The sequence below is a fragment of the Paracoccus binzhouensis genome, from assembly GCF_016446475.1.
Taxonomy (GTDB): Bacteria; Pseudomonadota; Alphaproteobacteria; order Rhodobacterales; family Rhodobacteraceae; genus Paracoccus; species Paracoccus binzhouensis.
This window is the reverse complement of sequence record NZ_JAEHFP010000006.1, coordinates 1-25,382: the sequence shown is the minus strand read 5'-3', so window position 1 is coordinate 25,382 and position 25,382 is coordinate 1. Positions and strand designations below refer to the sequence as shown.

22 protein-coding genes are annotated in these 25,382 nt (G+C 68.3%); 14 read left to right on the top strand and 8 right to left on the bottom strand.

Annotation, left to right across the window (positions count from 1 at the left end):
• The first annotated feature begins 234 nt into the window (after positions 1-234).
• Positions 235-1,173, top strand: a complete 939-nt coding sequence (ppk2, locus tag I9P22_RS03320) for a polyphosphate kinase 2 (protein ID WP_199258023.1) — start codon at positions 235-237, stop codon at positions 1,171-1,173.
• Between the two features lie 10 nt (positions 1,174-1,183).
• Here the strand turns inward: ppk2 and I9P22_RS03315 are convergent, their stop codons facing one another.
• The 6 genes from I9P22_RS03315 to I9P22_RS03290 form a co-directional block, all read right to left on the bottom strand.
• A complete protein-coding gene (locus I9P22_RS03315; RefSeq protein WP_199257973.1) occupies positions 1,184-1,843 on the bottom strand; it encodes a glutathione S-transferase family protein in 660 nt (219 codons plus the stop codon).
• Positions 1,844-1,879: 36 nt separating this feature from the next.
• Entirely contained in the window at positions 1,880-3,061 is a 1,182-nt protein-coding gene (locus I9P22_RS03310; RefSeq protein ID WP_199257972.1) for a dipeptidase, read from the bottom strand.
• 97 nt (positions 3,062-3,158) lie between these two features.
• Complete coding sequence (locus I9P22_RS03305; RefSeq protein WP_199257971.1) at positions 3,159-3,668, bottom strand: GNAT family N-acetyltransferase; 510 nt, start codon at positions 3,666-3,668, stop codon at positions 3,159-3,161.
• A complete protein-coding gene (locus I9P22_RS03300) occupies positions 3,665-5,503 on the bottom strand; it encodes a M3 family oligoendopeptidase (protein ID WP_233253176.1) in 1,839 nt (612 codons plus the stop codon). Before I9P22_RS03300 ends, I9P22_RS03305 begins: the two co-directional genes overlap by 4 nt.
• An 87-nt stretch (positions 5,504-5,590) precedes the next feature.
• Entirely contained in the window at positions 5,591-6,538 is a 948-nt protein-coding gene (locus I9P22_RS03295) for an alpha/beta fold hydrolase (RefSeq protein WP_199257970.1), read from the bottom strand.
• A 3-nt stretch (positions 6,539-6,541) separates the two neighbouring features.
• Positions 6,542-6,826, bottom strand: a complete 285-nt coding sequence (locus tag I9P22_RS03290) for an SCP2 sterol-binding domain-containing protein (RefSeq protein ID WP_199257969.1) — start codon at positions 6,824-6,826, stop codon at positions 6,542-6,544.
• A 304-nt stretch (positions 6,827-7,130) separates the two neighbouring features.
• Between I9P22_RS03290 and I9P22_RS03285 the strand changes: the two genes are divergently transcribed.
• The 5 genes from I9P22_RS03285 (at position 7,131) to I9P22_RS03265 (ending at position 12,307) form a co-directional block, all read left to right on the top strand.
• A complete protein-coding gene (locus I9P22_RS03285; protein ID WP_233253175.1) occupies positions 7,131-7,592 on the top strand; it encodes a tetratricopeptide repeat protein in 462 nt (153 codons plus the stop codon).
• Positions 7,592-10,555 (top strand): helicase-related protein, encoded by a 2,964-nt coding sequence (locus I9P22_RS03280; protein WP_199257967.1) that lies wholly within the window; start codon positions 7,592-7,594, stop codon positions 10,553-10,555. Before I9P22_RS03285 ends, I9P22_RS03280 begins: the two co-directional genes overlap by 1 nt.
• Entirely contained in the window at positions 10,552-10,827 is a 276-nt protein-coding gene (locus I9P22_RS03275) for an RNA-binding S4 domain-containing protein (RefSeq protein ID WP_199257966.1), read from the top strand. Before I9P22_RS03280 ends, I9P22_RS03275 begins: the two co-directional genes overlap by 4 nt.
• A 175-nt stretch (positions 10,828-11,002) precedes the next feature.
• Entirely contained in the window at positions 11,003-11,341 is a 339-nt protein-coding gene (fdxA, locus tag I9P22_RS03270; protein WP_199257965.1) for a ferredoxin FdxA, read from the top strand.
• Positions 11,342-11,797: 456 nt separating this feature from the next.
• Positions 11,798-12,307 (top strand): CarD family transcriptional regulator, encoded by a 510-nt coding sequence (locus tag I9P22_RS03265; protein ID WP_036749634.1) that lies wholly within the window; start codon positions 11,798-11,800, stop codon positions 12,305-12,307.
• A 102-nt stretch (positions 12,308-12,409) separates the two neighbouring features.
• Here I9P22_RS03265 and I9P22_RS03260 read toward each other — a convergent pair whose 3' ends face one another.
• Entirely contained in the window at positions 12,410-13,795 is a 1,386-nt protein-coding gene (locus tag I9P22_RS03260) for a dipeptidase (RefSeq protein ID WP_199257964.1), read from the bottom strand.
• 170 nt (positions 13,796-13,965) lie between these two features.
• On the opposite strand from I9P22_RS03260, the gene hemA reads away from it, so the two are divergent.
• From hemA to ispG, 3 genes are all read left to right on the top strand, one after another.
• Positions 13,966-15,195 (top strand): 5-aminolevulinate synthase, encoded by a 1,230-nt coding sequence (hemA, locus tag I9P22_RS03255; protein ID WP_199258021.1) that lies wholly within the window; start codon positions 13,966-13,968, stop codon positions 15,193-15,195.
• 108 nt (positions 15,196-15,303) lie between these two features.
• Complete coding sequence (locus tag I9P22_RS03250; protein ID WP_199257963.1) at positions 15,304-16,527, top strand: helix-turn-helix domain-containing protein; 1,224 nt, start codon at positions 15,304-15,306, stop codon at positions 16,525-16,527.
• Positions 16,528-16,657: 130 nt separating this feature from the next.
• Positions 16,658-17,782 (top strand): flavodoxin-dependent (E)-4-hydroxy-3-methylbut-2-enyl-diphosphate synthase, encoded by a 1,125-nt coding sequence (ispG, locus tag I9P22_RS03245; RefSeq protein WP_199257962.1) that lies wholly within the window; start codon positions 16,658-16,660, stop codon positions 17,780-17,782.
• An 89-nt stretch (positions 17,783-17,871) separates the two neighbouring features.
• Here ispG and I9P22_RS03240 read toward each other — a convergent pair whose 3' ends face one another.
• Positions 17,872-18,624, bottom strand: a complete 753-nt coding sequence (locus I9P22_RS03240; protein WP_199257961.1) for a DsbA family protein — start codon at positions 18,622-18,624, stop codon at positions 17,872-17,874.
• A gap of 136 nt (positions 18,625-18,760) precedes the next feature.
• On the opposite strand from I9P22_RS03240, the gene I9P22_RS03235 reads away from it, so the two are divergent.
• From I9P22_RS03235 to I9P22_RS03215, 5 genes are all read left to right on the top strand, one after another.
• A complete protein-coding gene (locus I9P22_RS03235; RefSeq protein WP_199257960.1) occupies positions 18,761-19,897 on the top strand; it encodes a pyridoxal phosphate-dependent aminotransferase in 1,137 nt (378 codons plus the stop codon).
• Positions 19,894-21,129: an N-acetylmuramoyl-L-alanine amidase gene (locus I9P22_RS03230; protein WP_199257959.1), complete on the top strand. Its 1,236-nt coding sequence runs from the start codon at positions 19,894-19,896 to the stop codon at positions 21,127-21,129. Before I9P22_RS03235 ends, I9P22_RS03230 begins: the two co-directional genes overlap by 4 nt.
• Before the next feature lie 70 nt (positions 21,130-21,199).
• Positions 21,200-23,737: a penicillin-binding protein 1A gene (locus tag I9P22_RS03225; RefSeq protein WP_199257958.1), complete on the top strand. Its 2,538-nt coding sequence runs from the start codon at positions 21,200-21,202 to the stop codon at positions 23,735-23,737.
• Between the two features lie 148 nt (positions 23,738-23,885).
• On the top strand, positions 23,886-25,013 hold the full coding sequence (prfB, locus tag I9P22_RS03220) for a peptide chain release factor 2 (protein ID WP_199257957.1): 1,128 nt from the start codon (positions 23,886-23,888) through the stop codon (positions 25,011-25,013).
• 171 nt (positions 25,014-25,184) lie between these two features.
• The coding region (locus tag I9P22_RS03215; protein WP_199257956.1) for a patatin-like phospholipase family protein at positions 25,185-25,382 on the top strand (198 nt) is incomplete at its 3' end.

The following is a 25,382-nucleotide window of genomic DNA, read 5'->3' as shown; positions in this document are numbered from 1 at the left end:
CCTGCTGCCGCGTCAAGCCCGTCGAATGCGACAAATCGCCCTGCAGCTTGACGCAGGTCAAGGCCGACTGCCGGAATCGCTGTCACAGTTCTGTCGTTGAAGGGTGAACGGGGGCGCGCGCGAATGGATGGTGAGCAAGTCAAGAGGGAAGCGCCGGCAACCTCCGTGAGTAACGAGTCGGGAGCGGCGGTGGTCGAGGCGGCGCAGGTCGCGCCCTCGGCCGCCGCCCCTGCCATGGACGGCGGCGCTGCCGGGAATGCGGTGACCGGCAACGGAGAGGGCGAGGGGCCGAGGAGCTTTCCCACCGTCGATCCCGATGCGATCCGGCTGGCTTTCGAGACCGGGCGCTATCCCTATCCGCGCCGCATGGGCCGCGTTGCCTATGAGGGGGAAAAGGCCCGGCTGCAGGCCGAATTGCTGAAGGTGCAGATCTGGGCGCAGGAGACCGGGCAGAAATTCGTCATCCTGTTCGAGGGCCGCGATGCCGCCGGCAAGGGCGGCACCATCAAGCGCTTCATGGAGCATCTGAACCCGCGCTTCGCCCGGGTGGTGGCGCTGAACAAGCCATCCGAGGTCGAGCGCGGGCAGTGGTTCTTCCAGCGCTACATCCAGCATCTGCCGACCTCGGGCGAGATGGTGTTCTATGACCGCAGTTGGTACAACCGCGCCGGGGTCGAGCGGGTAATGGGCTTCTGCACGCCCACGGAATACCTGGAATTCATGCGCCAGACCCCCGAGGTCGAGCGCATGCTGGTCCGGTCCGGCATCCGGCTTTACAAATACTGGTTCTCGGTCACCCGCGACGAGCAGCGCGCCCGCTTCGCCGCGCGCGAAACCGACCCGCTGAAGCGCTGGAAGCTGTCGCCGATCGACCTGGCCAGCCTTGACAAATGGGACGACTATACCGAGGCGAAGGAGGCGATGTTCTTCTATACCGACACCGCCGATGCGCCCTGGACCATCGTCAAGTCGAACGACAAGAAGCGGGCGCGGCTGAACTGCATGCGGCATTTCCTGTCGACGCTGGACTATCCCGACAAGGATGCCGAGATCGCCGCGCCGCCCGATCCGCTGATCGTCGGCCATGCCGGCCATGTCATCCACCAGGCCGCGCATATCCTGGGCGCGTCGCTGCATCCCGACCAGCGCCGGGCGGCGCCCGCGGCGGGCTGAGGGCGGCGGCCTATTCGGGCTCGGCCTGCCGCTCTTGCCACATCTTGCGAAAGGCCGGCCGGGCCTGGCAGTCAGCCAGCCAGGCCTGGACGGTGGGGAACTGCTCCATCAGCGCGCGGTGGCTCTGGGCATAGCGCAGGATCTCGGCCATGTTCAGGTCGGCCACGGTGAAGCGCCCGCCGACCAGGTGGCCATGCCGGTTCAGGTGATCCTCGAGCACCGCCAGCGGCCGGACCAGCCGTTCGGCCGCGTTGGCGATGGCGGCCTGGGCGGCGCCCGCCTGGGCCTGGCCGGCCCGGTGGTTGAACAGGATGGCCAGCGCGTCCGGCTCGATCGCGGTGGCGGCGTAGAAGCTCCATTGCAGCATCAGCGCATCCTCGATGGCATCGGCGGGGCCGAAGGGCTGGCCGTATTTGCGCGCCAGATGCAGCGTGCAGGCCAGCGATTCCGACAGCACCAGATCGCCGTCCTGGATCACCGGGATGGCGCCGGCGGGCGAGAGCTTCAGGAAGCTTTCGGAACGGGTGTTCAGCGGCGCGTCGGGGGCGTCGGGATCGGGCAGGCGATAGGCCTGGATCACCGGCACCTGCTTGAAGGGCAGGCCCAGCTCGTGACACAGCCAGACGATGCGCGAGGCGCGCGAGCGGGTGACGCCATAGACGGTCAGCATGGTTCTCTCCTGATCCGGGCGCGAGCTTAGGCGCGTTCAGAGGGTCTGGGCAAGGTAGCGCATCATGTTTCCGCCCATGATCTTGGCGATCTGCGGCTCGGTCAGGCCGGCATCCAGCAGCGCCTGGGTCAGCGCCGCCAGATGCGCCGCATCGAAGGGCGCATCGACCGAGCCGTCGTAATCCGAGCCCAGCGAGACGTGATCCTCGCCCACCAGCGCGATGGCCGCCTGGATGGATGCCGCGATGTCCGCGGGGGTCTTGCCGCAATTCACGTCGGCCCAGTAGCCGATGCCGATCAGGCCGCCCTTGTCGGCGATCGCCTTGACCAGCGCGTCGGGCAGGTTGCGCGGGCTGGCGCATCGGCTGTGGATGCCGGTATGCGACAGGATCGGCCGGGTGCCGGGGATGGCCAGCACGTCGCGCACCATCTGCGGGCTGGCATGGGCGAGGTCGATGATCATGCGCTTTTCCATCATCTCGGCCACCACCTCGCGGCCGAAATCCGTCAGGCCCGAGCCGCTCCCGCCTTCGCCATGCAGGCTGCCGCCCAGTTCGTTGTCGAAGAAATGCGTGAGCCCCAGCAGGCGGAAGCCGGCGCCGTAGAGCACCTGCAGATTGGCGATATTGCCTTCCAGCGGATGGGCTCCCTCGCTGCCCAGGATGGCGCCGACGGTCGTGGCACCGTTCTGCCGGGCCTCGAGCAATGTCTGCAGGTCCTCGGCCGAGCGGATCAGCATCAGCCGATCCGGCGCCGCTTCGGCGGCGCGGCGCAGCGCGGCGGCCTGAACCAGGGCGCGTTCCTTGAGGCTGAACCAGCTCGGCAGCGGGCGCAGCTGGCCGATGAACAGCGGCGTGATGTTGTCCGGCGCATCGGCGGAGTTCTGGCTGTAGTTCTGGCCGCGCGGGCTTTTGGTGACGGTGGTGAAGACCTGCACCGCGACATTGCCCTCGGCCAGGCGGGGAATGTCGGTATGGCCGCGCTCGGCCCGCTCCAGCAGGTCGCGGTCCCACAGCAGCGCGTCCGAATGCCAGTCGCCGATCACCAGCCGCTGGTGCAGCGCCTCGGCCCGGGGCGAGACCGGCCAGCCCTCGGCCGGCATGGTCACCGGGTTCAGCCGGCTTTCGACGAAGCCCGGCCCCCAGATGGCGACTGCGATGGCCCCCAGCACCGCAAGCCCGAGAAGCCACAGGAAAATGCGCCGGATCATGCGGATCATGCCGTCCCCCTTCGTCTCGTTCGCGGCGGAGCATAGGGCAGGGACGCCGCCCATGCGATGGAAAACTGCCCCCGAAGCCGGGCGATGTCCCGCGGGATCAGGACGTCGGTTGCCCCGGCGGCCCGGTTGAGAGCGGCAGACGCAGGATATGCTGCGGCCCGATCCGGCCGCCGTGATGGAAGGCGCCGGTATCGACGAATCCGGCGTCCAGATAGACGGCGCGCGCCACCGGGTTGACCTCGTTGACCGTCAACACCAGGGCTTTCGCGTGCGGATAGAGCCCGGCCACGTAGCTGCCGAGCGCCCGCATCGCCGCCTTGCCGGTGCCGCGCCCCTGTTCGGCGGCGTCGATCATCACCCCGCGCAGGCCCAACTCGTCCGGTCGGGCGAAGTCGAAGCGGGCGGCATAGGCGCGGCCGATCTTGAAGAAGCCGACCGCGCGGCCGTCGCGGGTCACGACATGGAAGTCGCAATCGGGCTCGTCGGCGGCGAAATGGCCGGCGATGGTGCCGCAGAATGGCTCCTGCTCGGGATGCACGGCGATATGGGCCACGCGGTCGAGACCGTCGCGGCCCAGGGGCGCCAGCGCGATCTTCGGCGCGGTCACGCCTCCATCGCCTCGAGCTCGTCGATGAAGCCCTCGATCATCGACAGGCCCTTGTCCCAGAAGGCCGGGTCCGAGGCATCGAGGCCGAAGGGCGCCAGCAGCTCCTTGTGGTGCTTGGAACCGCCCGCTGCCAGCATGTCGAAATACTTGGCCTGGAAGTCCGGCAGCCCGTCCTCGTAGGCGGCATAGAGCGCGTTCACCAGCCCGTCGCCGAAGGCATAGGCATAGACGTAGAAGGGCGAATGCACGAAATGCGGCACATAGGTCCAGAAGGTCTCGTAGCCCGGCATGAACTCGAAGGCGTCGCCCAGCGATTCCGCCTGCACCGACATCCACAGCGCGTTGATGTCGTCCGGCGTCAGTTCGCCCTTGGCGCGGGCGGCGTGCAGCTTGCATTCGAAATCGTAGAAGGCGATCTGGCGCACCACCGTGTTGATCATGTCCTCGACCTTGCCGGCCAGCAGCGCCTTGCGCTGGGCCTTGTCGCTGGTCTTGGCCAGCAGCGCGCGGAAGGTCAGCATCTCGCCGAAGACCGAGGCGGTCTCGGCCAGCGTCAGCGGCGTCGCGGCCAGGAGCTCGCCCTGTCCGGCCGCCAGGCGCTGGTGGACGCCGTGGCCCAGCTCATGCGCCAGCGTCATCACGTCGCGCGGCTTGCCGAGGTAGTTCAGCAGCACATAGGGATGCACGGTGGTCACGGTCGGATGCGCGAAGGCGCCCGGCGCCTTGCCGGGCTTCACGCCGGCGTCGATCCAGCCGCGCTCGAAGAAGGGCTGTGCCAGCTCCGCCAGCCTGGGCGAGAAGCCGGCATAGGCGTCGAGTACCGTCGCCTGCGCCTCGGGCCAGGCGATCAGCCGCGGGTTTTCGCTGGGAAGCGGCGCGTTGCGGTCCCAGACCTGCAGCTTGTCGAGGCCCAGCCATTTGGCCTTGAGCCGGTAGTAGCGATGCGACAGGCGCGGATAGGCGGCGGTGACGGCGTTGCGCAGGGCCTCGACCACCTCGGGCTCGACATGGTTCGACAGGTGCCGCGCGGTCTGCGGCGTCGGCATCTTGCGCCACTTGTCCTCGATGGATTTTTCCTTGGCCAGCGTGTTGTGGATGCGGGCGAAAAGCTTGACGTTCTTGCCAAAGACCTCGGCCAGGGCGCGGGCGCCGGCCTCGCGCCGGGCGCGGCCGTGGTCGGTCAGCAGGTTCAGCGTCGCCTCGAGGCCCAGCTGCTCGCCCCCGACATCGAAGGTCAGCCCGGCGGTGGTCTCGTCGAAGAGCCGGTTCCAGGCGGCGGCGCCGACCACGGAATTGTCGTGCAGGAAGCGCTCCAGCTCGTTCGACAGCTGATAGGGGCGCATGGCCCGCATGCGGTCGAAGACCGGCCTGTAGCGCGCCGGGCCATCCGCGGCCGAAAACACCTCGTCATAGCGGGCATCGGGGATGCGGTTGAACTCCAGGCTGAAGAACACCAGCTTGGTCGTCGCCGTGGTGATGCGGTCCTGCAGGTCGCCCATCAGCTTGGCGCGCCCGGCATCGGTGGTGTTCTGGTAATAGCGCAGCCCGGCATAGGACATGATCCGCCCGGCCAGGATGTCGATCTGCTGGTAGCGTTCGATGCATTCCAGCATCTTCTCGGCCGAAAGCGAGGCGAGCTTGCCCTCGTAGTCGCGGGCGAAGGTGCAGCAGGCCTTCTCGACCGCTTCCAGGTCGCGGGTCAGGTCCGGCGCGTCCGGTGCGGGGTAGAGGTCGCTCAGATCCCATTCCGGCAGCGGGCCCAGGTCGGGGTTTTCGGCTGCGACGGGAAGGGCGTTTTCGTCTCGCGGCAGAAGGCGGCAGGCTGAAATCGTCATCGTCATTCCTTTCCTCTGCGCCCACATGTGACGCCTGATGCGCCCGGCTACAAGTCGAAGGGAAGGAGCGGGGGGCCGAAGCGCCGCTCAGCGCGGACCGGCGACGGCCGAGAAATGCGCCAGCACCGCCTCGAGGAAGCGGGCGCGGACCGGGTCGCGCTCCATCATCGGCTCGTGTCGGCATTCGGCCAGTTCCAGCAGCGTGGCGCCGGGCCACCCGACGGCGCGGGCGCGGATGGCCGGGGCCGAGACGATGCGTTCGCCGTCGCCAAGCGCGATCAGCGCCGGCAGGGCGGGCGAGGGCAGGGCGGCCATGCGGCGGCATTCCAGGATCGCCTCGCGCAGCCAGCCGTTGCTGGCGCCGCCGACCGAGATGTCGCGCCAGGCCGCGGCCTCGGCCACCAGCCGGCCCCAGCGCCGGCCGTCATGGGTCAGCAGGTTGTCCCGGAACGGGTCCAGCAGGACGAAGCTTTCCTCGCCCCCCGAACGCGGCGCCGGGCGGCCGCTGCGGCCCAGCCGGCACAGGATGGTGACCAGGCCCAGCACCAGCCATTCCGGCAGGCCGCGCAGCGCGATACCCCACATCGGCGCCGAGAAGGCGGCGCTGTCCACCGGCAGCCCGGCCTCCAGTGCGGCCAGGCCGATGGCGCCGCCCATGGAATGCGCCAGCAGATGCCAGGGCCGGGGCAGATCCAGTTCCTGCGCCGCCACGACCAGCTCGACCACGTCGCGCTGGTAATCGGCGAAGCTGCCGACATGGCCGGGCCGGAGATCGGCCTGCAGCCGGTCGGACAGGCCCTGGCCGCGCCAGTCGATCGCCAGCACCTCGAGCCCGGCGGCGTTCAGCTCGGCCGCAGTCTCGGCGTATTTCTCGACATATTCGGTGCGGCCGGGAAACAGCAGCACCGTGCCCTCGGCGCCGCCCGCCGGCCAATGCGCGACGCGTAGCCGCACCCCGTCATCGGCCCGCAGCCAGAAGGCGCGGGCCGTGGGCAGCGGGTCGCCCGGCAGGGTGTTGAAGGGCGCGGGCTTCATCGCTTACGAGAGCAGCGCCCCCAGCTTCATCGCCGTGCCCATCGAGCCGTCGACCTTCAGCTTGCCGGTCATGAAGGCGGTGGTCGGGTTCACGTCGCCCGAGAGCAGCCCCTCGAAGGTCTCGCGGCTGGCGGTCAGCGTCACCTCGGCCTCGTCATCGGCGGCGCGGGCGCCGTTGGCGTCGATATAGACCGAGCCTTCGCCCTCGATGACGAATTTGGCGGTGCCGTCGAAGCCCTTGGCCTTCTCGTCCAGCGCGGCCACGGCGCCTTCGATGACTTTGCTCATTCCATATCTCCTGTTCTCGTGTCTGGAATTGGTCGGGGCAGAGGTTTACATGGGGAATATGCGTTGGCCAGTCCCTCATTTCCATCATGCCGTCGCGGCAGGGCTTTTCCTGGGGCTGCTGGTTCCCGGCGCGGCCGTGGCATGGCAGGATGCCCCCCGTGCGATACCCGCCCAGGACGCGGTCCCGCAAGAGGATTCTCCCGAAAATGAGAGCGATCCGCCGGCCGGGGACGCGCTGTCCGAACCGGCCGCACCCGCGGAGCCGACCGCAGCCGCACGACTGCGCGCGCGCGAGGATCTGGACATGCTTTTCGCCGAACTGGCCCAGCCTGAGGGCGAAAGCTGGGCCCGGGCCGAGACCGACATCCTGCGCATCTGGTCGCGCTCGGGCTCGGCCGCCATGGACCTGCTCTACAAGCGGGGCGAGTCGGCGCTGGATGCCGGCGACACGGCGACGGCGCTGGGCCACCTGACTGCGCTGACCGATCACGCGCCGGATTTCGCCGCCGGCTGGTATCTGCGCTCGATCGCCTTCTATCTCGAGGGCGACTACGGCCCCGCCTTGGGCGATCTGGAACAGGTGCTGCGGCTCGAGCCGCGGCATTTCGGGGCGCTGACCCAATTGGGCACGATTCTGGAGGAATTGGGCGACCGCCGCCGCGCGCTGGACGCCTTCCGCGCGAGCCTGAAGATTCACCCGCATCAGCAGGACGCGCAGGATGCGGTGACGCGCATCGAACAGGAATTGCAAGGCACGGACGCCTGATGAACGACAGATCCCGGGTCGCGGCCGTGCTTGGCCCGACCAATACCGGCAAGACCCATTACGCCATCGACCGGATGCTGGCGCATCGCACCGGGGTCATCGGCCTGCCGCTGCGCCTGCTCGCGCGCGAGGTGTATGACCGCATCGTCAAGGCGCGCGGCCCCTCGATCGTGGCGCTGGTGACGGGCGAGGAGCGGATCGTCCCCGAGCGCGTGCAATACTGGGTCGCCACCACCGAGGCCATGCCCGAGGTCGGCGCCGATTTCGTCGCCATCGACGAGGTCCAGCTTTGCGCCGACCCGGAACGCGGCCATGTCTTCACCGACCGGCTGCTGAACATGCGCGGGCTGCACGAAACCCTGCTGCTGGGCAGCGACACCATGCGCCCGGCCATCGCCGCGCTGGTGCCGCAGGCGCAGTTCATGCGGCGCGAGCGGTTCTCCACCCTGTCATGGGCGGGCTCGAAGAAGATCAGCCGGATGCCGCCGCGCTCAGCCATCGTCTGCTTCTCGGTCGAGGAGGTCTATGCCACTGCCGAGCTGATCCGCCGGCAAAAGGGCGGCTGCGCCGTGGTGATGGGGGCGCTGAGCCCGCGCACCCGCAACGCCCAGGTCGCCATGTATCAGCAGGGCGAGGTGGATTACCTGGTCGCCACCGACGCCATCGGCATGGGGCTGAACCTCGACATCTGCCACGTCGCCTTTTCCGCCACCGAGAAATTCGACGGCCGCCGCTATCGCGAGCTGTTCCCGCACGAGCTGGGCCAGATCGCCGGCCGCGCCGGCCGGCATACCGAGCCGGGCACGTTCGGCGTCACCGGCGATGCCGGCCCGCTGGAGGAGGGGCTGGTCGAGGCCATCGAAAACCACCGTTTCGCCCCGATCCAGCGGCTGATGTGGCGCAACGCGGCGCTGGAATTCGGCACGGTCGAGCGGCTGATCCAGAGTCTCGAAACCGCGCCCGAAAGCGGCTGGCTGGCCCGCGGCCGCGAGGCGGACGACCTGCGGGCGCTCAAGGCGCTTTCGGCCATGCCCGAGATCCGCGACCACGTGCCGCACCCCCGCAACGTGCGGCTGCTCTGGGATGTCTGCCGGATCCCCGATTTCCGCTCGATCTCGGCGGCCGAGCATTCGACGCTGCTGGCGCGCATCTACGGTTTCCTGCGCGAAGGCAGGGTGCCCGGCGACTGGCTGCAGGGTCAGATCGCCCGGATTGATAAAACGCAAGGCGACATCGACACATTGTCGAAACGATTGGCATATATACGCACCTGGACCTATGTTGCCCAGCGTTCGGGCTGGGTTTCGGATGAAAGCCATTGGCGCGCCGAGACGCGCGCGGTAGAAGATCGACTGTCGGACGCGCTGCACGCGGCCCTGACGCAAAGATTCGTGGACCGGCGCACTTCCGTGCTGCTGCGCCGGCTCAAGCAGAAGGAGAGCCTTTTGGCCGAGGTGAATGACAAGGGCGAAGTGACGGTCGAGGGCGAGTTCGCCGGCCGTCTGGAGGGCTTCCGCTTCCACGCCGATCCAAGCGCAACCGGGGACGAGGCGCGCATGTTGCAACGCGCCGCCTACGAGGCGTTGCGCCCCGAATTCCATCTGCGCGCCGACAGGTTCTACAACGCGCCGGATACCGAGCTGGACTTCACCGAACAGGGCGGCCTGATGTGGGGCGCCTCGGCGGTGGGCAAGCTGGTCAAGGGCGCCGAGCCGCTGAAACCCGGCGTCGAGCCCTTCGTCGACGAGGAGGCCGGGCCCGAGATCGCCGAGAAGGTGCGCCGCCGGCTGCAGCATTTCATCGACCGCAAGATCGCCACCCTGTTCGAGCCGCTGCTGGCGCTGAAGAACGACGAGACGCTGGCCGGCCTGGCCCGCGGCTTTGCCTTCCGCCTGGTCGAGGCGCTGGGGGTGCTGCCGCGCGAGGGTGTCGCGGCCGAGGTCAAGGAACTGGACCAGGAGGCGCGCGGCCTGCTGCGCAAGCATGGCGTGCGCTTCGGCCAGTTCACCATTTTCCAGCCGGCGCTGCTGAAGCCGGCGCCGACCCGGCTGCGGCTGGTGCTCTGGGGCCTCGACCAGGGGCTGGCCGAGTTCCCGGAAAGCCCGCCTCCGGGCCTGGTGACCATCCCGAACCTGCCGGACGTGCCCAAGGGCTATTACACGCTTTCGGGTTATCATCCGGCGGGCGAGCGGGCGATCCGCATCGACATGCTGGAGCGGCTGGCCGACATGCTGCGTGGCCAGGACAGCCGCGGCGGATTCGAGGCGACGCCCGACATGCTGTCGATCACCGGCATGACGCTGGAGCAGTTCGCCGGGCTGATGCAGGGGCTGGGCTATCGCGCCGAGAAGGGCGAGCGGGTCAAGGCCCGCGCCGAGGCCGCGCCCGCCGCTGCCGGTACCGATCCCGGGCCGGTGCCGGAGCCCGAAGGCGCCGATCGCGAGCATCCGCTGACCGAGGAGGAAAGCGTCCTTGCCGCCGAGACCCGTGCCCGGTGGGAGGCCGAGCAGGCCGCCCGCAAGGCCGCGGAGCCCGCGGGTGAGGGCGAGGCCGGGGGCGAAGGTAAAGGCGAGGCCGCTGCTGAAGCCGAGGCCGGCGCGCCCGCGCCCGAGATGGAGGCCTTCTATACTTTCACCTGGGCCCCGCGTCCGCGCGGTGGCCAGCGCCGCCCCGAGCGTCAGGGTCATGGCCAGGGCCGTCCGCAGGGTGAGCGCGGTCCGCGCCGCGAGCGCGAGGCCGGGCAGGAGCCGCGGCGCGAGGGCAAGCCTTTCGAGGGCAAGCGCCGCGACGAGAATCGCGGCGAAAGGGGGGATCGCCCCGACCGCGGCCCGAAGGGCAAGCACAAGGGCAAGCCGCGCCATGACGGGCCCAAGAACTTCGAGGCCCGCCCGCCGCGGGCCGAGAAACAGGCCGACCCGGACAGCCCCTTCGCCGTCCTCGCCGCGCTCAAGAACAAGACGTGAGCGGGGCAGGGGCCGGCGCGATTCGGCTCGACCGCTGGCTGCATCACGCCCGGCTGTTCCGGACCCGCACCCTGGCCGCCGACGCCATCGCCGGCGGCGGCATCCGGGTGAACGGCCAGCCCTGCAGCAAGCCGGCCCAGCCGGTGCGGCATGGCGACACGGTCACCGTCTCGGCCCATGGCCGGGTGCGGGTGCTGCGGGTGCTGCTGCTGGGCGAGCGCCGCGGCCCGGCCAGCGAGGCCGCCGCCCTCTACGAGGAAATCGCGTTCTGATTCGCGGCTGTCTTCGGCCGGATCCGGAACGCGGTCCCTGCCTGGCGGCGGATGGCGGAACGCCGTCCCGGCCTGCCGGAGCTGCCGCCGCATCGCCGTCTTTTCGCCCGTCCCGGCCTTGAATGATGGCTGGCTCGGGCGTAACTAGCCGCTCAGGAAACAGGAATATCGCGCCATGACCTATGTCGTCACAGATAACTGCATCATGTGCAAATACACCGACTGCGTCGAGGTGTGTCCCGTGGACTGTTTCTATGAGGGCGAGAACACACTGGTCATCCATCCCGACGAATGCATCGATTGCGGCGTCTGCGAACCGGAATGCCCCGCCGACGCCATCCGCCCGGATACCGAGCCGGACATGGAAAGCTGGGTCGAGTTCAACCGCAAGTATGCCGAGCTCTGGCCGGTCATCACCCGCAAGAAGGAACCGATGCCCGGCTATCAGGAGATGGATGGCGTGCCCGGCAAGCTGGAGAAATACTTCTCGGAGGCCCCCGGCGAAGGGGATTGAGACCTGCAGTCCCGCTTGGCCCGGCGACGGTCGTTTCCAGGGCTAACGACTGTGTTGAATGCGCATCATTCCTCGCTTTTGTCTGCGGATCGGTGGCGGGGCGGGGTCGGAATCGTTAGACCGGACCCGTGATCGGGGCAGGTCGATTCGTCCCGGTCAATGCACCGATTCTGGCGGCGCTGGGTTTTCGAGTGATTGATTTTCAATGATTTCACGGCTTCGGACAGGATCGGTGCCGCTTTGCAGCGAACCTTTGAACCGGCGCGAATTTTATGCTATGGTGCCGCCATATCGCGCCGGTCGGGCTGCCTGCTGTGGCCCGTCCGGCGTTGCTGCCTGTTCTGGCCGACTGCCCGGCCGGAAATGCAAGAACAACGACACCGGCCCGTAAGGGGGGGATCATCCCGCCTTGGGGTCTTTTGTGCCGCCCGCCGGCGCAACTGCGAAGGAAGCCCAATGTCGAAAGCCAAGAAGACCGAATTCCGCCCCGATGATTTCGTGGTGTACCCGACGCATGGCGTGGGTCGCATCGTTTCGATCGAAGAGCAAGAGGTTGCCGGGCTGCGCCTCGAGATGTTCGTGATCTCGTTCGAGAAGGACAAGATGACCCTGCGCGTGCCGACCGCGCGCGCCACCGAAATCGGCATGCGCGGCCTGTCGACCCCCGACCTGGTCGAGCGGGCGCTGGACACCCTGAAGGGCAAGGCCCGGGTCAAGCGCGCCATGTGGTCGCGCCGCGCCCAGGAATACGAGCAGAAGATCAATTCGGGCGACCTGATGTCGATTGCCGAGGTGGTGCGCGACCTCCATCGCAACGACGACCAGCGCGAGCAGTCCTATTCCGAGCGCCAGCTCTACGAGGCGGCGCTGGACCGCCTGACCCGCGAAGTCGCCGCCGTCAGCGGCATGGACGAGGCCGGCGCCCAGAAGAAGGTCGAGACGGTGCTGACCGCCCGCGCCGCCTGAACCAGGGCCGGCAAGGCGACGGAGAAAAGGGCGCCCGCGGGCGCCCTTCGCATGTCCGGCACGGTCCGGGGCAGCAGGCCGCCAGCCTGCTGCCGTGTTCGATCAGCTCAGCGCCGCCAGGATGCGCGCCCAGCTGCGCGCGCCCCTGGCGAAGCTTTCCAGATCGTATTTCTCGTTCGGGGAATGGATGCGGTCGTCGTCGCGGCCGAAGCCGATCAGCATCGAATCCATGCCCAGGATGGTCTTGAAATCGCCCGCGATCGGGATCGAGCCGCCGGCGCCGATATAGGCGGCCTCGCGGCCCCATTCCTGCGACAGCGCCGCCTTGGCCGCTGCGAAGGCCGGGTCCGAGATGTCCATGCGGCTGGCCCGGCTGGCGCCGTGGCCGTGGAACTCGACCGCGCAATCGGCGGGGATGGCGGCGCGGACATGGGCGCGGAAGGTCTCGCGGATCGCCAGCGGGTCCTGGCTGCCGGTCAGCCGGAAGCTGACCTTGGCGCGGGCCTCGGCCGGCAGCACGGTCTTGAAGCCCTCGCCGGTATAGCCGCCCGAGATGCCGTTGATCTCGAAGGTCGGGCGGTTCCAGACCATCTCCAGCCCGGTGCGGCCCGTCTCGCCCACCGGCTGCTTCAGGCCGACCCGCGACAGGAACTCCCCCGGATCGAAGCCGAGCGCGTCCCAATCGGCGCGCAGCTCGTCGGTCAGTTCCTCGACCCCGTCGTAGAAGCCGGGCAGGGTGATGCGGCCGCCGGCATCCTTCACCGTGGCCAGCGCGTTCACCAGGATCTGGATCGGGTTGGCGGCCAGCCCGCCGAAGCTGCCGGAATGCAGGTCGCGGTCGGCGGCGCGAAGGACGATCTCCTCGCCCAGCAGGCCGCGCAGCTGGGTGGTGATCGCCGGCCGGCCGTCGGAATACATGCCGGTGTCGCAGATCATCGCCAGCCCGGCGCGCAGTTCATCCGCGTTCTCGCGCAGGAAGGGCTGCAGGCTGGGCGAGCCGGATTCCTCCTCGCCCTCGAACAGCAATGTCAGGTCCGAGGGCAGTTCGCCATGCACCGCCTTCCAGGCCCGGAAGGACTCGACAAAGGTCATCAGCTGGCCCTTGTCGTCGGCGGCGCCGCGGCCGCGGATGACCCGGCCTTCGGGGGTGTCCTGGATCTCGGGCTCGAAGGGCGGGCGGTCCCACAGTTCCAGCGGGTCGACCGGCTGCACGTCGTAATGGCCGTAGAACAGCAGCGGCCGGCGCGCGCCTTTCGGCGAATGCGCCACCACCATCGGATGGCCGGGCGTGTCGCGGACCGAGGCGTCGAAGCCCAGGGACTGCAATTCCGCACAAAGCCATTCGGCGGCGCGGCGCACGTCGCCGCGATGCGCCGGGTCGGTCGAGATCGAGGGGATGCGCAGGAAATCCTGAAGTCGCGCCAGCGCCTGCGGCAGACCCGCGTCCAGCGTTGAAAGTACTTCGTCGATTTTCGGGCTGTTCGGCATGTTTTCTCTATTCCTGAATGATTTGATCAGAGAATTTGACTGCTTCCATGGTCGTAATGCGGCATTTTGACCCTATATTTTCTCTGATTTGACACGTATCAAGTCGTGACCCGCGGGATCGGAGCATGATCCCCCAAGCGAGCAAGTTCAAGCAAGGCAAGGGACCGCAGATGGATTACTCAGCCGCCCTGGATCAGGCCATCGGCAAGCTGCACGAGGAAGGGCGCTACCGCACCTTCATCGACATCGAGCGGCGCAAGGGGGCCTATCCGCAGGCGATCTGGACCCGCCCCGACGGGAGCGAGACCGAGATCACCGTCTGGTGCGGCAACGACTATCTGGGCATGGGCCAGCACCCGGTGGTTCTGGCGGCGATGCACGAGGCGCTGGACGCCACCGGCGCCGGCTCGGGCGGGACGCGCAACATCTCGGGCACCACGGTCTATCACAAGCGGCTCGAAGCCGAGCTGGCCGACCTGCACGGGAAAGAGGCGGCGCTGGTCTTCTCCAGCGCCTATATCGCCAATGACGCGACGCTTTCGACGCTGCGCAAGCTGTTCCCCGGGCTGATCATCTATTCGGACGCGCTGAACCACGCCTCGATGATCGAGGGCATCAAGCGCTTCGACGGCGCCAAGCGCATCTTCCGCCACAATGACGTGGCGCATCTGCGCGAGCTGCTGGAGGCCGACGATCCCGAGGCGCCGAAGCTGATCGCCTTCGAATCGATCTATTCCATGGACGGCGATTTCGGCCCCATTGCCGCGATCTGCGACCTGGCGGACGAATTCAACGCCCTGACCTATCTGGACGAGGTCCATGCGGTCGGCATGTATGGCCCCCGTGGCGGCGGCGTGGCCGAGCGCGACGGGCTGAGCCATCGCATCGACATCTTCAACGGCACGCTGGGCAAGGCCTTCGGCGTGTTCGGCGGCTACATCGCCGCCTCGGCGAAGATGGTGGACGCCATCCGCTCCTATGCACCGGGCTTCATCTTCACCACCTCGCTGCCGCCGGCGGTGGCGGCGGGCGCGGCGGCCTCGATCGCCTTCCTGAAGACGGCCGAGGGGCAATTGCTGCGCGACCGCCAGCAACTGAACGCCCGCATCCTGAAGATGCGGCTGCGCGGCCTCGGCATGCCGATCATGGACCATGGCAGCCATATCGTGCCGGTGCATGTCGGCCATCCCGTGCATTGCAAGGCGCTGTCGGACATGCTGCTGGCCGATTTCGGCATCTACGTCCAGCCGATCAACTTCCCCACCGTGCCGCGCGGCACGGAACGCTTGCGCTTCACCCCCTCGCCGGTACACGATCCCCGGCAGATCGACCACTTGGTCCGCGCCATGGACAACCTCTGGTCGCAATGCAAACTGAACCGTTCGACTTCCGCGGCCTGACGCGGTTTGAGGGTGAACAGCTCTCGCGCCCGTGATAACCTTGCTTTAATCAAATGGTGAGAGTCTTCCGATTCGGGAAGGCGAGCAGCAAAGAATGGGGCAGGCGCGATGATCGGGCTGAGGGGGAATCCCCCGTCGCATGGCCATGAGGAACCGGCGGCATTGCCGCCCGGTTTCGACGATCCGGATATTCGTCTTGGCGATCTGATGCGGGGCGAGCGGGCGACGCTGGGCAAGTCGCTGCTGGACGTCCAGCGCGAATTGCGCATCCGTGCCTCCTATGTCGCCGCCATCGAGAATTGCGACATCTCTGCCTTCGACACGCCCAGCTTCATCGCCGGCTATGTCCGCTCCTATGCGCGCTATCTGGGCATGGATTCCGACTGGACCTTCCGGCGCTTCTGCCAGGAATCCGGCTTCCAGCCCACGCATGGCATGGCGCCCGCCGCCTCGGGGCCGAAACCGCAGCGCCGGCCCTCGGACCCGGCCGAGGCGCTGGCCAATCCGCATCCGATCTTCCTGCCCAAGCCCGAAAGCATCTGGAGCTCGGTCGAGCCGCGCGCCATCGGCTCGCTGCTGGTCATGGTGGCGCTGGCCTGCGGTCTCGGCTATGGCGGCTGGGCCGTGCTGCAAGAGGTGCAGAAGGTCAACCTGACCCCCGGCGACCAGGCCCCCGGGGTGATCGCGGCGCTGGATCCGGTGCAGGAAGCCGCCCAGCCGGAAACCGTGGAATCGGCCCAGGTCAACCTGCCGCGCCCCGAGGGGCTGGACCGCACCTATCGCCCGCAGGCGCTGGAACTGCCGGTGCTGGTCGCCCGCGACGGCCCCATCGCCGCCATCGACCCCGGCCTCACCGAGCCGGCGATCCAGCCCGAGACTACCCAGCCCACCACCCGCACCGCCGCCCTGCAAGAGCGGGTCTACGGCCCCGAGATGCCGGCCGAGCAGCTGGCGGTGCGCACCGTCGCCCCCGACGCCCCCGAGATCGAGATCCTGGCCGCGCGGCCGGCCTGGGTGCGGGTGACCTCGGCCGATGGCACGGTGCTGCTGGAAAAGACCATGGATGCGGGCGAACGCTTCGCCCTGCCCAAGCTGGAAGAGCCGCCGGTGCTGCGCGCCGGCAATTCCGGCGCGGTCTATTTCGCGGTGAACGGCCGGACCTATGGCCCGGCTGCGCCCGGCGCCAGGGTGGTCAAGAATGTCGAGCTGTCGCCCACCGCGCTGACGGCGAAATTCGCCTTTGCCGATCTGAGCAAGGATCCGGAACTGGCGCGCATGGTCTCGCTCGCCTCGGCCGACAAGCCGGAAGATCCCGCCGCCGCCCGGGAATAGGCCGCGCGCCCGCGGTCACGGATGCGGCATCGCCGGGACACCACTGGGCCGGATGGGTTGCCCGCCCGGTCGCTTGCGCCTATCTCTCACGGGGGAATCCCCGCCGCTCGCGCAGGAAAAGGCCACAGCCATGTCGCATAATCCGATCCGCCCCTGGCGCAATATCGACCGGCGCAAATCGCGCCAGATCATGGTGGGCAATGTGCCGGTCGGGGGCGACGCGCCGATCAGCGTGCAGACGATGACGAATACCGACACCGGCGACGTGAAGGCGACGCTGGACCAGATCCTGCGCGCCGCCGACGTGGGCGCCGACATCGTGCGCGTCTCGACCCCCGACCAGGCCTCGACCAGCGCCCTGCGCGAGATCTGCCGCGAAAGCCCGGTGCCGATCGTGGCCGACATCCATTTCCACTACAAGCGCGCCATCGAGGCCGCCGAGGCCGGCGCCGCCTGCCTGCGCATCAACCCCGGCAATATCGGCGACGAAAGCCGGGTGCGCGAGGTCATCAAGGCCGCCCGCGACCACGGCTGCTCGATCCGCATCGGCGTCAATGCCGGCAGCCTGGAGCGGCACCTGCTGGAGAAATACGGCGAGCCCTGCCCGGATGCGATGGTGGAATCCGGCCTCGACCATATCAGGATCCTGCAGGACAACGACTTCCACGAATTCAAGATCAGCGTGAAGGCCAGCGACGTCTTCCTCGCCGCCGCCGCCTACCAGCAGCTGGCCGAGGCGACCGACGCCCCGATCCACCTGGGCATCACCGAGGCGGGCGGGCTGACGGCCGGCACGGTGAAATCCGCCATCGGGCTTGGCAACCTGCTCTGGATGGGCATCGGCGACACGATCCGCGTCAGCCTGTCCGCCGACCCGGTCGAAGAGGTCAAGGTCGGCTTCGAGATCCTGAAATCCCTGGGCCTGCGCACCCGCGGCGTGCAGATCATTTCCTGCCCCAGCTGCGCGCGCCAGGGCTTCGACGTGATCCGGACGGTCGAGATCCTGGAAAAGCGCCTCGAGCACATCAAGACGCCGATGAGCCTGTCGATCATCGGCTGCGTGGTGAACGGTCCGGGCGAGGCGCTGATGACCGATATCGGCTTCACCGGCGGCGGTGCGGGCTCGGGCATGGTCTATCTGGCCGGCAAGCAGGACCACAAGATGACCAACGACCAGATGGTCGACCACATCGTCGAACTGGTCGAGAAACGCGCCGCCGAACTCGAGGCTGCGCAAGCCGCCGCCGCCGAGTAGGCGAAAGGGCGGCCCTCGCGAGCCGCCCCGTGCTTCTTCGTTCCTCAAATACCCATGCCGCACGCGCAACCCGCGCCGGCGGCGCCGGTTCAGCCCTCGGCCTTGGCCGCCCGCGCCCGGGCGATGGCGCCTTCCAGCCCCTCGGCCGGCACGCCGCGCAGCATCTCGCCCTCGATGATGAAGGTGGGCGTGCCCATGATCCGCATCTGCTCGGCCAACTGGTGGTTCTTGCGCAGCACCGCCGAGACCTCCTCGGTGTTCATCCGGTTCAGCACCGCCTGGCTGTCCACGCCCAGCTCGCCGGCCAGCTTGGTCAGGCTTTCCAGGTTGACCGGCCCGCGCGACGCCATCAGCGCATCATGCGCCTTTTTATAGGCCTCGGGCCCGGCTTCCTGCTGCACCGCGACGGCAAAGCGCGCCGCCATGTCGCTTTCCTGGGTCAGGATCGGGAATTCCTTCAGGATCCAGCGGATATTGCCATCGGCCGAGATCAGCTTCTCCAGTTCCGGGTTCACCCGCTTGCAGACGCCGCAGCGGTAGTCGATGAACTCGACCAGGGTCACGTCGCCCTGGGGATTGCCGCCGACCCAGCTGTGGCCGTCGTCGAAGATCGCATCGCGGTTGCTCTCGACCAGCAGCTGGTCGTTCTTGGCCTCGTCGGCGGCGCGGCGCTCTTCCAGCACGTTGATCGACTCGATCAGGACATCGGGATTGGCCATCAGGTAGTCGCGCACCGCCTCGCCGAAGGCGGCCTTCTCGGCTTCGCTCATGTTCGCCGGGTCGAAGGCGAATGCGGGCAGGGCGGTCGCCGTCAGCAGCGCGGCGGTCAAAAGGGCTTTCATCCGGGGGTCCTTTCCTGTTGCGGGCAACTTGGCCTGTCCCGGGCGGTGTTGCAAGCGATGCGCCCCGGCTTCACGCGGGCTTGACCGGGCCGCCCGCAGGTCCGATACCCGGCCAAAACCATGAGGGCAGGCAGACATGAGACAATCCCGCCGCGGGCAGGTCGATCCCTTCATCGTCATGGATGTGATGGAGGCCGCCCGCAAGGCCGAGGCCGCAGGCCGGCACATCATCCATATGGAGGTCGGCCAGCCCTCGACCCCGGCCCCCGAGGGCGCGCGCCGGGCGCTGGCCGCCGCGCTGGACCGGCCGCTGGGCTACACGGTGGCGCTTGGCCTGCCCGAGCTGCGCGCCGGCATCGCCGCACTCTACAGGCGCTGGTACGGGCTCGACCTCGACCCGAGCCGCGTGGTGGTGACGCCGGGCTCTTCGGGGGCCTTCATCCTGGCCTTCTCGGCGCTCTTCGACGCGGGCGAGCGGGTGGCCTTGGGCGAACCCGGCTATCCCAGCTATCGCCAGATCCTGCGCGCCATGTCTCTGGAACCCGTCGGCATCCCGACCCGGGCCGAGGACCGCTACCAGCCCCGGCCGCAGGATCTGCCGGCGGATGCGCAGGGGCTGATCCTCGCCTCGCCCGGCAATCCCTCGGGCACTGTGCTGCGGCGCGAGGAACTGGCGGGGCTAACCGCGCGGGCGGCGGAATTGGGCATGAGCGTGATCTCGGACGAGATCTATCACGGGCTCGACTACGGCGCCGGCTTCCATTCGGCGCTGGAAGTCACCGACGAGGTTTTCGTCATCAACAGCTTCTCGAAATATTTCAGCATGACCGGCTGGCGCGTCGGTTGGATGGTGGTGCCGGACAGCATGATCCGCACCGTCGAGCGCATCGCGCAGAACATGTTCATCTGCCCACCGCATGCCAGCCAGGTCGCGGCGCTGGCGGCGCTGGATTGTGTCGAGGAAGCCGAGGCAAACCTGGCCGTTTACGCGGAAAATCGCCGGCTGATGCTGGAGCGCCTGCCGCGGATCGGCTTCGACCGCATCGCGCCGCCGGAAGGCGCATTCTATATCTATGCCGATGTCTCCGACCTGACGGAGGACAGCCTGAGATTCGCCGCGGAAATCCTTGAAAAGGCGGGCGTCGCCGTCACGCCGGGCCTGGACTTCGACCCGCATCGCGGCGCCCGGACCCTGCGCTTCAGCTATGCCGCAGGGACGGCCGAGATCGCCGAGGGGCTGGACCGGCTGGCCGCCTTCATGGCGGCGCGATGAGATGGCTTTGCGCCCTGCTGCTGCTCTGGCTGGCACTGCCGGCGCTGGCCGATGACGGCGCGCGCTCGGCCCTGGCGACGGTCGACCTGGCGGGCTCGTCTCTGGTGGCCGAGGGCCGCGAGCGTGGCAAGCCGCGGCCGATGGAGCTGCGGCTGACGATCAGCCAGCCGGTGCCCTACCGGGTCTATTTCCTCGACGGCCCGCCGCGGCTGGTGGTGGATTTCCGCGAGATCGACTTTTCCGGCACCAAAGCCGATGCGCTGCCGGGGCGCGAACTGGTGCCGGCGCTGCGCTGGGGCCGGTTCCGGCCCGGCTGGTCGCGGCTGGTGATGGAACTGCCCGGCCCCTATGCGCTGCGCACCGCCGTGCAAAGCCCGGCCGAGGGCGGGGCCGACGGGGCGCTGGTCAAGCTGCGCATCGAGCCGGTCGATGCCGAGAATTTCGTCACCCGCGGCAACGCGCTTTCGGCGCTCTGGGACCTGCCCAAGCCCGCCGAGGTGACGCCATTGCCGCCGCGCCGCACCGGCCGGCGGCCGCTGCGCATCGCCATCGACCCCGGCCATGGTGGCCACGACCCCGGTGCCCAGGTCGGCGCCATCTACGAGGCGGCGGTGATGCTGGGCTTCGCCCGCGAGCTGACCGAGATCCTGACCCGCGCCGGATTCGAGGTCGTCGCCACCCGCAAGGACGACAGCTTCGTCCCGCTGGAGCGGCGCATGACCATCGCCCGCACTGCCCGGGCCGACCTGTTCATCTCGCTGCATGCCGATGCGCTGCCGGCGGGCGAGGCGGCGGGGCTGTCGATCTATGTCTGGAACCCGCAGGCCGACGACCGGGCCTCGCGCGAGCTGGCGACGCGCCACGACCGTGCCGACCTGCTGGCCGGGCTGGACCTCTCGGGCACCGACGACCAGATCGCCGGCGTGCTGATGGACCTGGCGCGGACCGAGACGCATCCGCGCTCGCAGGCCTTCGCCAAGTTCGCGGTCTCGGAGCTGAACCGGGCCGGCATCGGCATGCACGGCCGCCCGGTGCGCGGCGCCGCCTTCTCGGTGCTGAAATCGCCCGACATTCCCTCGGTGCTGATCGAGCTGGGCTTCCTCACCGATGCCGGCGACCGCGCCAACCTGTTCGACCCGGACTGGCGCGCCCGCACCGCGCAGGCGCTGGCCCGCGCGATCAGCCTCTGGGCGCAGGACGATGCGGCGCGGGCGGCGCTTTCGCGCAGGTAGCGCAAGGTTGCTTTGACGGCCGCCGCCCTGCTGTCTATAGAGACCCACGTCATCCCCAGAGGCTTGCCCCTTGCTGCGCTTCCTGCTGTCCTTCATCGGTGCGATCTTTTCCTGGCTCGTGACCGCCGTCTTCTTCATCGCCCTGACCCTGGGCGCGGTGTTCTGGATGTATTCGCGCGACCTGCCCAGCCATGAGCAGCTGGCGCAATACGCGCCCAAAACCATCAGCCGCATCTATTCCGGCGAGGGGCGGATCATCGACGAATTCGCCGCCGAGCGCCGCATCTTCGTGCCCATCGACGAGATCCCGCCTCTGGTGCGCGAGGCCTTCGTCAGCGCCGAGGACAAGAACTTCTACAACCATCACGGCTTCGACCCGCTGGGCATGGCCAAGGCGGCGCTGGATGCGATCAAGTCGCGCGGGCAGAACGTGCGCGGCGCCTCGACCATTACCCAGCAGGTGATGAAGAACTTCCTGCTGTCCAGCGACCGCAGCGTCGAGCGCAAGATCAAGGAGCTCATCCTGGCCACCCGGCTGGAATCGACGCTGTCCAAGGACCAGATCCTGGAACTGTATCTGAACGAGATCTTCCTGGGCCAGAACAGCTTCGGCGTCGCCGCCGCCGCCCAGACCTATTTCAACAAGCCGCTCACCGAACTGGCCCCGCACGAGGCGGCGATGCTGGCCGCCATGCCGCAGGCCCCCGGCCGCTATCACCCGGTTCGCGCCAAGGAGCGGGTGACCGCGCGCCGCAACTACGTCCTGCACGAGATGTGGCAGAACGGCTATATCGACCAGGCCACCTACGAGGCCGAGATCAAGCAGCCACTGCGCTCGGTGCAGAACGGCGATTTCCCGGCCTTCCAGCAGCAATTGCCGCCGCGCGACTATTTCACCGACGAGATCCGCCGCCAGCTGTCCGCGCAGTTCGGCGAGGAGGAGTTCTTCGGCGGCGGCCTGGCGATCCGCGCCACCGTCGATCCGCGGCTACAGAAGGTCGCCGCCCGCGCCCTGCAGAAGGCGCTGGAGCAGTACGACCGCGGCCGCGGCGTCTGGCGCGGCACCCGCGTCACCATCCCGGCCGAGACGCTGGGCCGCGAGCAGGACTGGCGCGCCGCCCTGGCCGAGGCCCGGGTGCCTCGCGACATCGAGGGCTGGTTTCCCGCCGTGGTGCTGGCCCTGGGCGACAGCGACGCGACCATCGGCATCGAGGATCAGGAGGGCACCGCCACCATTCCGGCCAAGGACGTGCAATGGGCCAGGAAGCGCCGTGCCGACGGCACGCTGGCGCCCAAGGCCAAGGTGGCCTCGGACCTGCTGGAGGTCGGGGATGTCGTTCTGGTGCGCCGCATGACCAGCGACAGCGACGGCAGCTTCATCCGCTGGACCCTGCGCCAGGTGCCCGAGGTGCAGGGCGGCTTCATGGCCATGGACGTCAATACCGGCCGCGTCATCGCCATGCAGGGCGGGTTCAGCTATCAAAGCTCGGTCTTCAACCGCGCCACCCAGGCGCAGCGCCAGCCGGGCTCCAGCTTCAAGCCCTTCGTCTATGCGGCGGCGCTGGATTCGGGCTTCACCCCGGCGACGATCATCGTCGACGAGCCGATCACCGTGAACACGCCGCAGGGCCTCTGGACGCCCAAGAACGCCAGTGGCAAGTTCTACGGCCCGACGCCGATGCGCACCGGGATCGAGCAGTCCCGCAACCTGATGACCATTCGCATCGCCCAGGGCATCGGCATGGATACGGTGGCGAAATATGCCGAGAAATTCGGTGTCTACGACCATCTCGGCCATTTCCTGGCCAACAGCCTCGGCGCGCAGGAAACGACGCTGTTCAAGATGGTTGCCGCCTATGCCATGTTCGCCAATGGCGGCGAGCGGGTCGAGCCCACCCTGGTCGACCGGGTGCAGGATCGCCGCGGCCGCACCATCTATCGCCACGACCGCCGCGACTGCGTGACCTGCGGCCAGCCGAGCCTGCCGTCCGGCGTCGCGCCCGAGATCCGCTCGAACCGCGAGCGGGTGATGGACGCGATCACCGCCTACCAGCTGACCTCGATGATGGAGGGCGTGGTCAAGCGCGGCTCGGGGCGCGGCGTGGACCTGCCGGTGCCGGTGGCCGGCAAGACCGGCACCACCAACGATGCCAAGGATGTCTGGTTCATCGGCTTCACCTCGAACCTGGTCGCCGGCTGCTACCTGGGCTATGATCAGCCCCGCACCCTGGGCCGCAACGCCTATGGCGGAACGCTTTGCGTGCCGGTCTTCAACGAATTCATGCAGGAGGCGGTCAAGGAATTCGGCGGCACCGAGTTCAAGGTGCCGCCGGGCGGGCATTTCGTGAACATCGACCGCTTCACCGGCGCCATCCTCGGCCCCGATGCCAAGGGCGACAATGTCATCGCCGAATATTTCCGCGACGGTCAGGATCTCAGCGGGCTCGGTCTGGTCGACGGCGGCTTCGGCCGCGCCGATCCGGGCACCTTGCCGCTCTTCACCTCGGGCCGCGACGGCGGCCAGGCGGTGACCACCTCGACCGGCAAGAGGAAGGTGATCCCGAAGAAGGCCGATTTCGGCACCCTCTCCTCGGGCGGCCTCTACTAGTCCCGGGGTTCTTCTTTGCTCCGAAAATACCCTCGGGGGTCCGGGGGGCCGAGGACCCCCGGCAGCGGCCTTGCCTCGCGCGCATCCCTTGCCCGCGACGCGCGCCCGCGCTATCTGTCTGCGGTTCCGACCTGAAAGAGACCGACCCATGCGCGCCGAAACCCAAGCCACCATCGAGGCGATCCGCAAATCGCTGAAACTGCTTGCGCAGCGCATGGACTGGGAGACCGCGCCGCACCGGCTGGAAGAACTCAACGCCATGATCGAGGCCGGCGACATCTGGTCCGACCCGGCCCGTGCCCAGAAGCTGATGCGCGACCGGCAGATGCTGTCCGACGCGGTCGAGACCTATCGCCGCATCGAGACCGAGCTCAAGGACAATGCCGAGCTGATCGAACTGGGCGAGGCCGAGGGCGATGCCGAGATCGTCGCCGATGCTGAGGCCTCGCTGAAGGCCCTGGCCGAGCTGGCGGCGCAGAAGGAGCTGGAGGCGCTGCTGAACGGCGAGGCCGACGGCAACGACACCTTCCTGGAAATCAACGCCGGCGCCGGCGGCACGGAAAGCGCCGACTGGGCCAGCATGCTGGCGCGGATGTATGTCCGCTGGGCCGAGAAGAAGGGCTACACTGTCGAGCTGCTGTCCGAGACCCCGGGCGAGGAGGCGGGCATTCGCTCGGCCGCCTACAAGATCTCGGGGCCGAACGCCTATGGCTGGCTGAAGTCGGAATCGGGCGTGCACCGGCTGGTGCGCATCTCGCCCTATGATTCGGCGGCGCGGCGGCATACCTCGTTCAGCTCGGTCTGGGTCTATCCGGTGGTGGACGACAATATCGAGATCACCGTCCCCGACAACGAGATCAGGATCGACACCTATCGCTCCTCGGGGGCCGGCGGGCAGCACGTCAACACCACCGACTCGGCGGTGCGTATCACCCACCTGCCGACCGGGATCGTGGTGACGAGTTCGGAAAAATCGCAGCACCAGAACCGCGCCAACGCCATGGCGGCGCTGAAGGCGCGGCTGTATCAGCTGGAGCTGGACAAGCGCAACGCCGCCATCAACGCCCAGCACGAGGCCAAGGGCGATGCCGGCTGGGGCAACCAGATCCGCTCCTACGTGCTGCATCCCTATCAGATGGTGAAGGACCTGCGCACCGGGCACGAGACCTCGGACACGCAGGGCGTGCTGGACGGCGATCTGGACGCCTTCATGGCCGCGACCCTGGCGCTGGACGTGGCGGGCAAGTCGCGGGCCGAGGCGCAGGCCGAGGACTGATCCGCAGCGCCGGCTTCTTTTGAGTATTTGGGGAACGAAGAAGCAGCTGGCGCGGGCCTTCGCGCCGGGATTCGGGTATTTGGGAAACGATGAAGGCGCGATGCGGGAACCAGGCGCTGGAATGCTGCGTTGCAGCATGATATGCTGCATATGCAAAATGGCGGGATGGGCATGGAAGCGAAGCGGATCAACCTGGCCTTGCAGGGCGGCGGCGCGCATGGCGCCTTTGCCTGGGGCGTGCTGGACCGGCTGCTGGACGAGCCGGGGATCGAGATCCGCGGCATCAGCGGCACCTCGGCCGGGGCGCTGAACGGCGCGGCGCTGGCCGCCGGCCTGTCCTGCGGCCCGGGGCGGCGCGGCCGGCAGGCG

Excerpts from the sequence above, each read along its gene's own strand:
- ppk2 (WP_199258023.1), top strand. The coding sequence starts at position 235 with ATGGACGGCGGCGCTGCCGGGAATGCGGTGACCGGCAACGGAGAGGGC.
- I9P22_RS03315 (WP_199257973.1), bottom strand. The coding sequence starts at position 1,843 with ATGCTGACCGTCTATGGCGTCACCCGCTCGCGCGCCTCGCGCATCGTC.
- I9P22_RS03310 (WP_199257972.1), bottom strand. The coding sequence starts at position 3,061 with ATGATCCGCATGATCCGGCGCATTTTCCTGTGGCTTCTCGGGCTTGCG.
- I9P22_RS03300 (WP_233253176.1), bottom strand. The coding sequence starts at position 5,503 with ATGACGATTTCAGCCTGCCGCCTTCTGCCGCGAGACGAAAACGCCCTT.
- I9P22_RS03295 (WP_199257970.1), bottom strand. The coding sequence starts at position 6,538 with ATGAAGCCCGCGCCCTTCAACACCCTGCCGGGCGACCCGCTGCCCACG.
- I9P22_RS03290 (WP_199257969.1), bottom strand. The coding sequence starts at position 6,826 with ATGAGCAAAGTCATCGAAGGCGCCGTGGCCGCGCTGGACGAGAAGGCC.
- I9P22_RS03285 (WP_233253175.1), top strand. The coding sequence starts at position 7,131 with ATGCTTTTCGCCGAACTGGCCCAGCCTGAGGGCGAAAGCTGGGCCCGG.
- I9P22_RS03280 (WP_199257967.1), top strand. The coding sequence starts at position 7,592 with ATGAACGACAGATCCCGGGTCGCGGCCGTGCTTGGCCCGACCAATACC.
- fdxA (WP_199257965.1), top strand. The coding sequence starts at position 11,003 with ATGACCTATGTCGTCACAGATAACTGCATCATGTGCAAATACACCGAC.
- I9P22_RS03265 (WP_036749634.1), top strand. The coding sequence starts at position 11,798 with ATGTCGAAAGCCAAGAAGACCGAATTCCGCCCCGATGATTTCGTGGTG.
- I9P22_RS03260 (WP_199257964.1), bottom strand. The coding sequence starts at position 13,795 with ATGCCGAACAGCCCGAAAATCGACGAAGTACTTTCAACGCTGGACGCG.
- hemA (WP_199258021.1), top strand. The coding sequence starts at position 13,966 with ATGGATTACTCAGCCGCCCTGGATCAGGCCATCGGCAAGCTGCACGAG.
- I9P22_RS03250 (WP_199257963.1), top strand. The coding sequence starts at position 15,304 with ATGATCGGGCTGAGGGGGAATCCCCCGTCGCATGGCCATGAGGAACCG.
- ispG (WP_199257962.1), top strand. The coding sequence starts at position 16,658 with ATGTCGCATAATCCGATCCGCCCCTGGCGCAATATCGACCGGCGCAAA.
- I9P22_RS03240 (WP_199257961.1), bottom strand. The coding sequence starts at position 18,624 with ATGAAAGCCCTTTTGACCGCCGCGCTGCTGACGGCGACCGCCCTGCCC.
- I9P22_RS03235 (WP_199257960.1), top strand. The coding sequence starts at position 18,761 with ATGAGACAATCCCGCCGCGGGCAGGTCGATCCCTTCATCGTCATGGAT.
- I9P22_RS03230 (WP_199257959.1), top strand. The coding sequence starts at position 19,894 with ATGAGATGGCTTTGCGCCCTGCTGCTGCTCTGGCTGGCACTGCCGGCG.
- prfB (WP_199257957.1), top strand. The coding sequence starts at position 23,886 with ATGCGCGCCGAAACCCAAGCCACCATCGAGGCGATCCGCAAATCGCTG.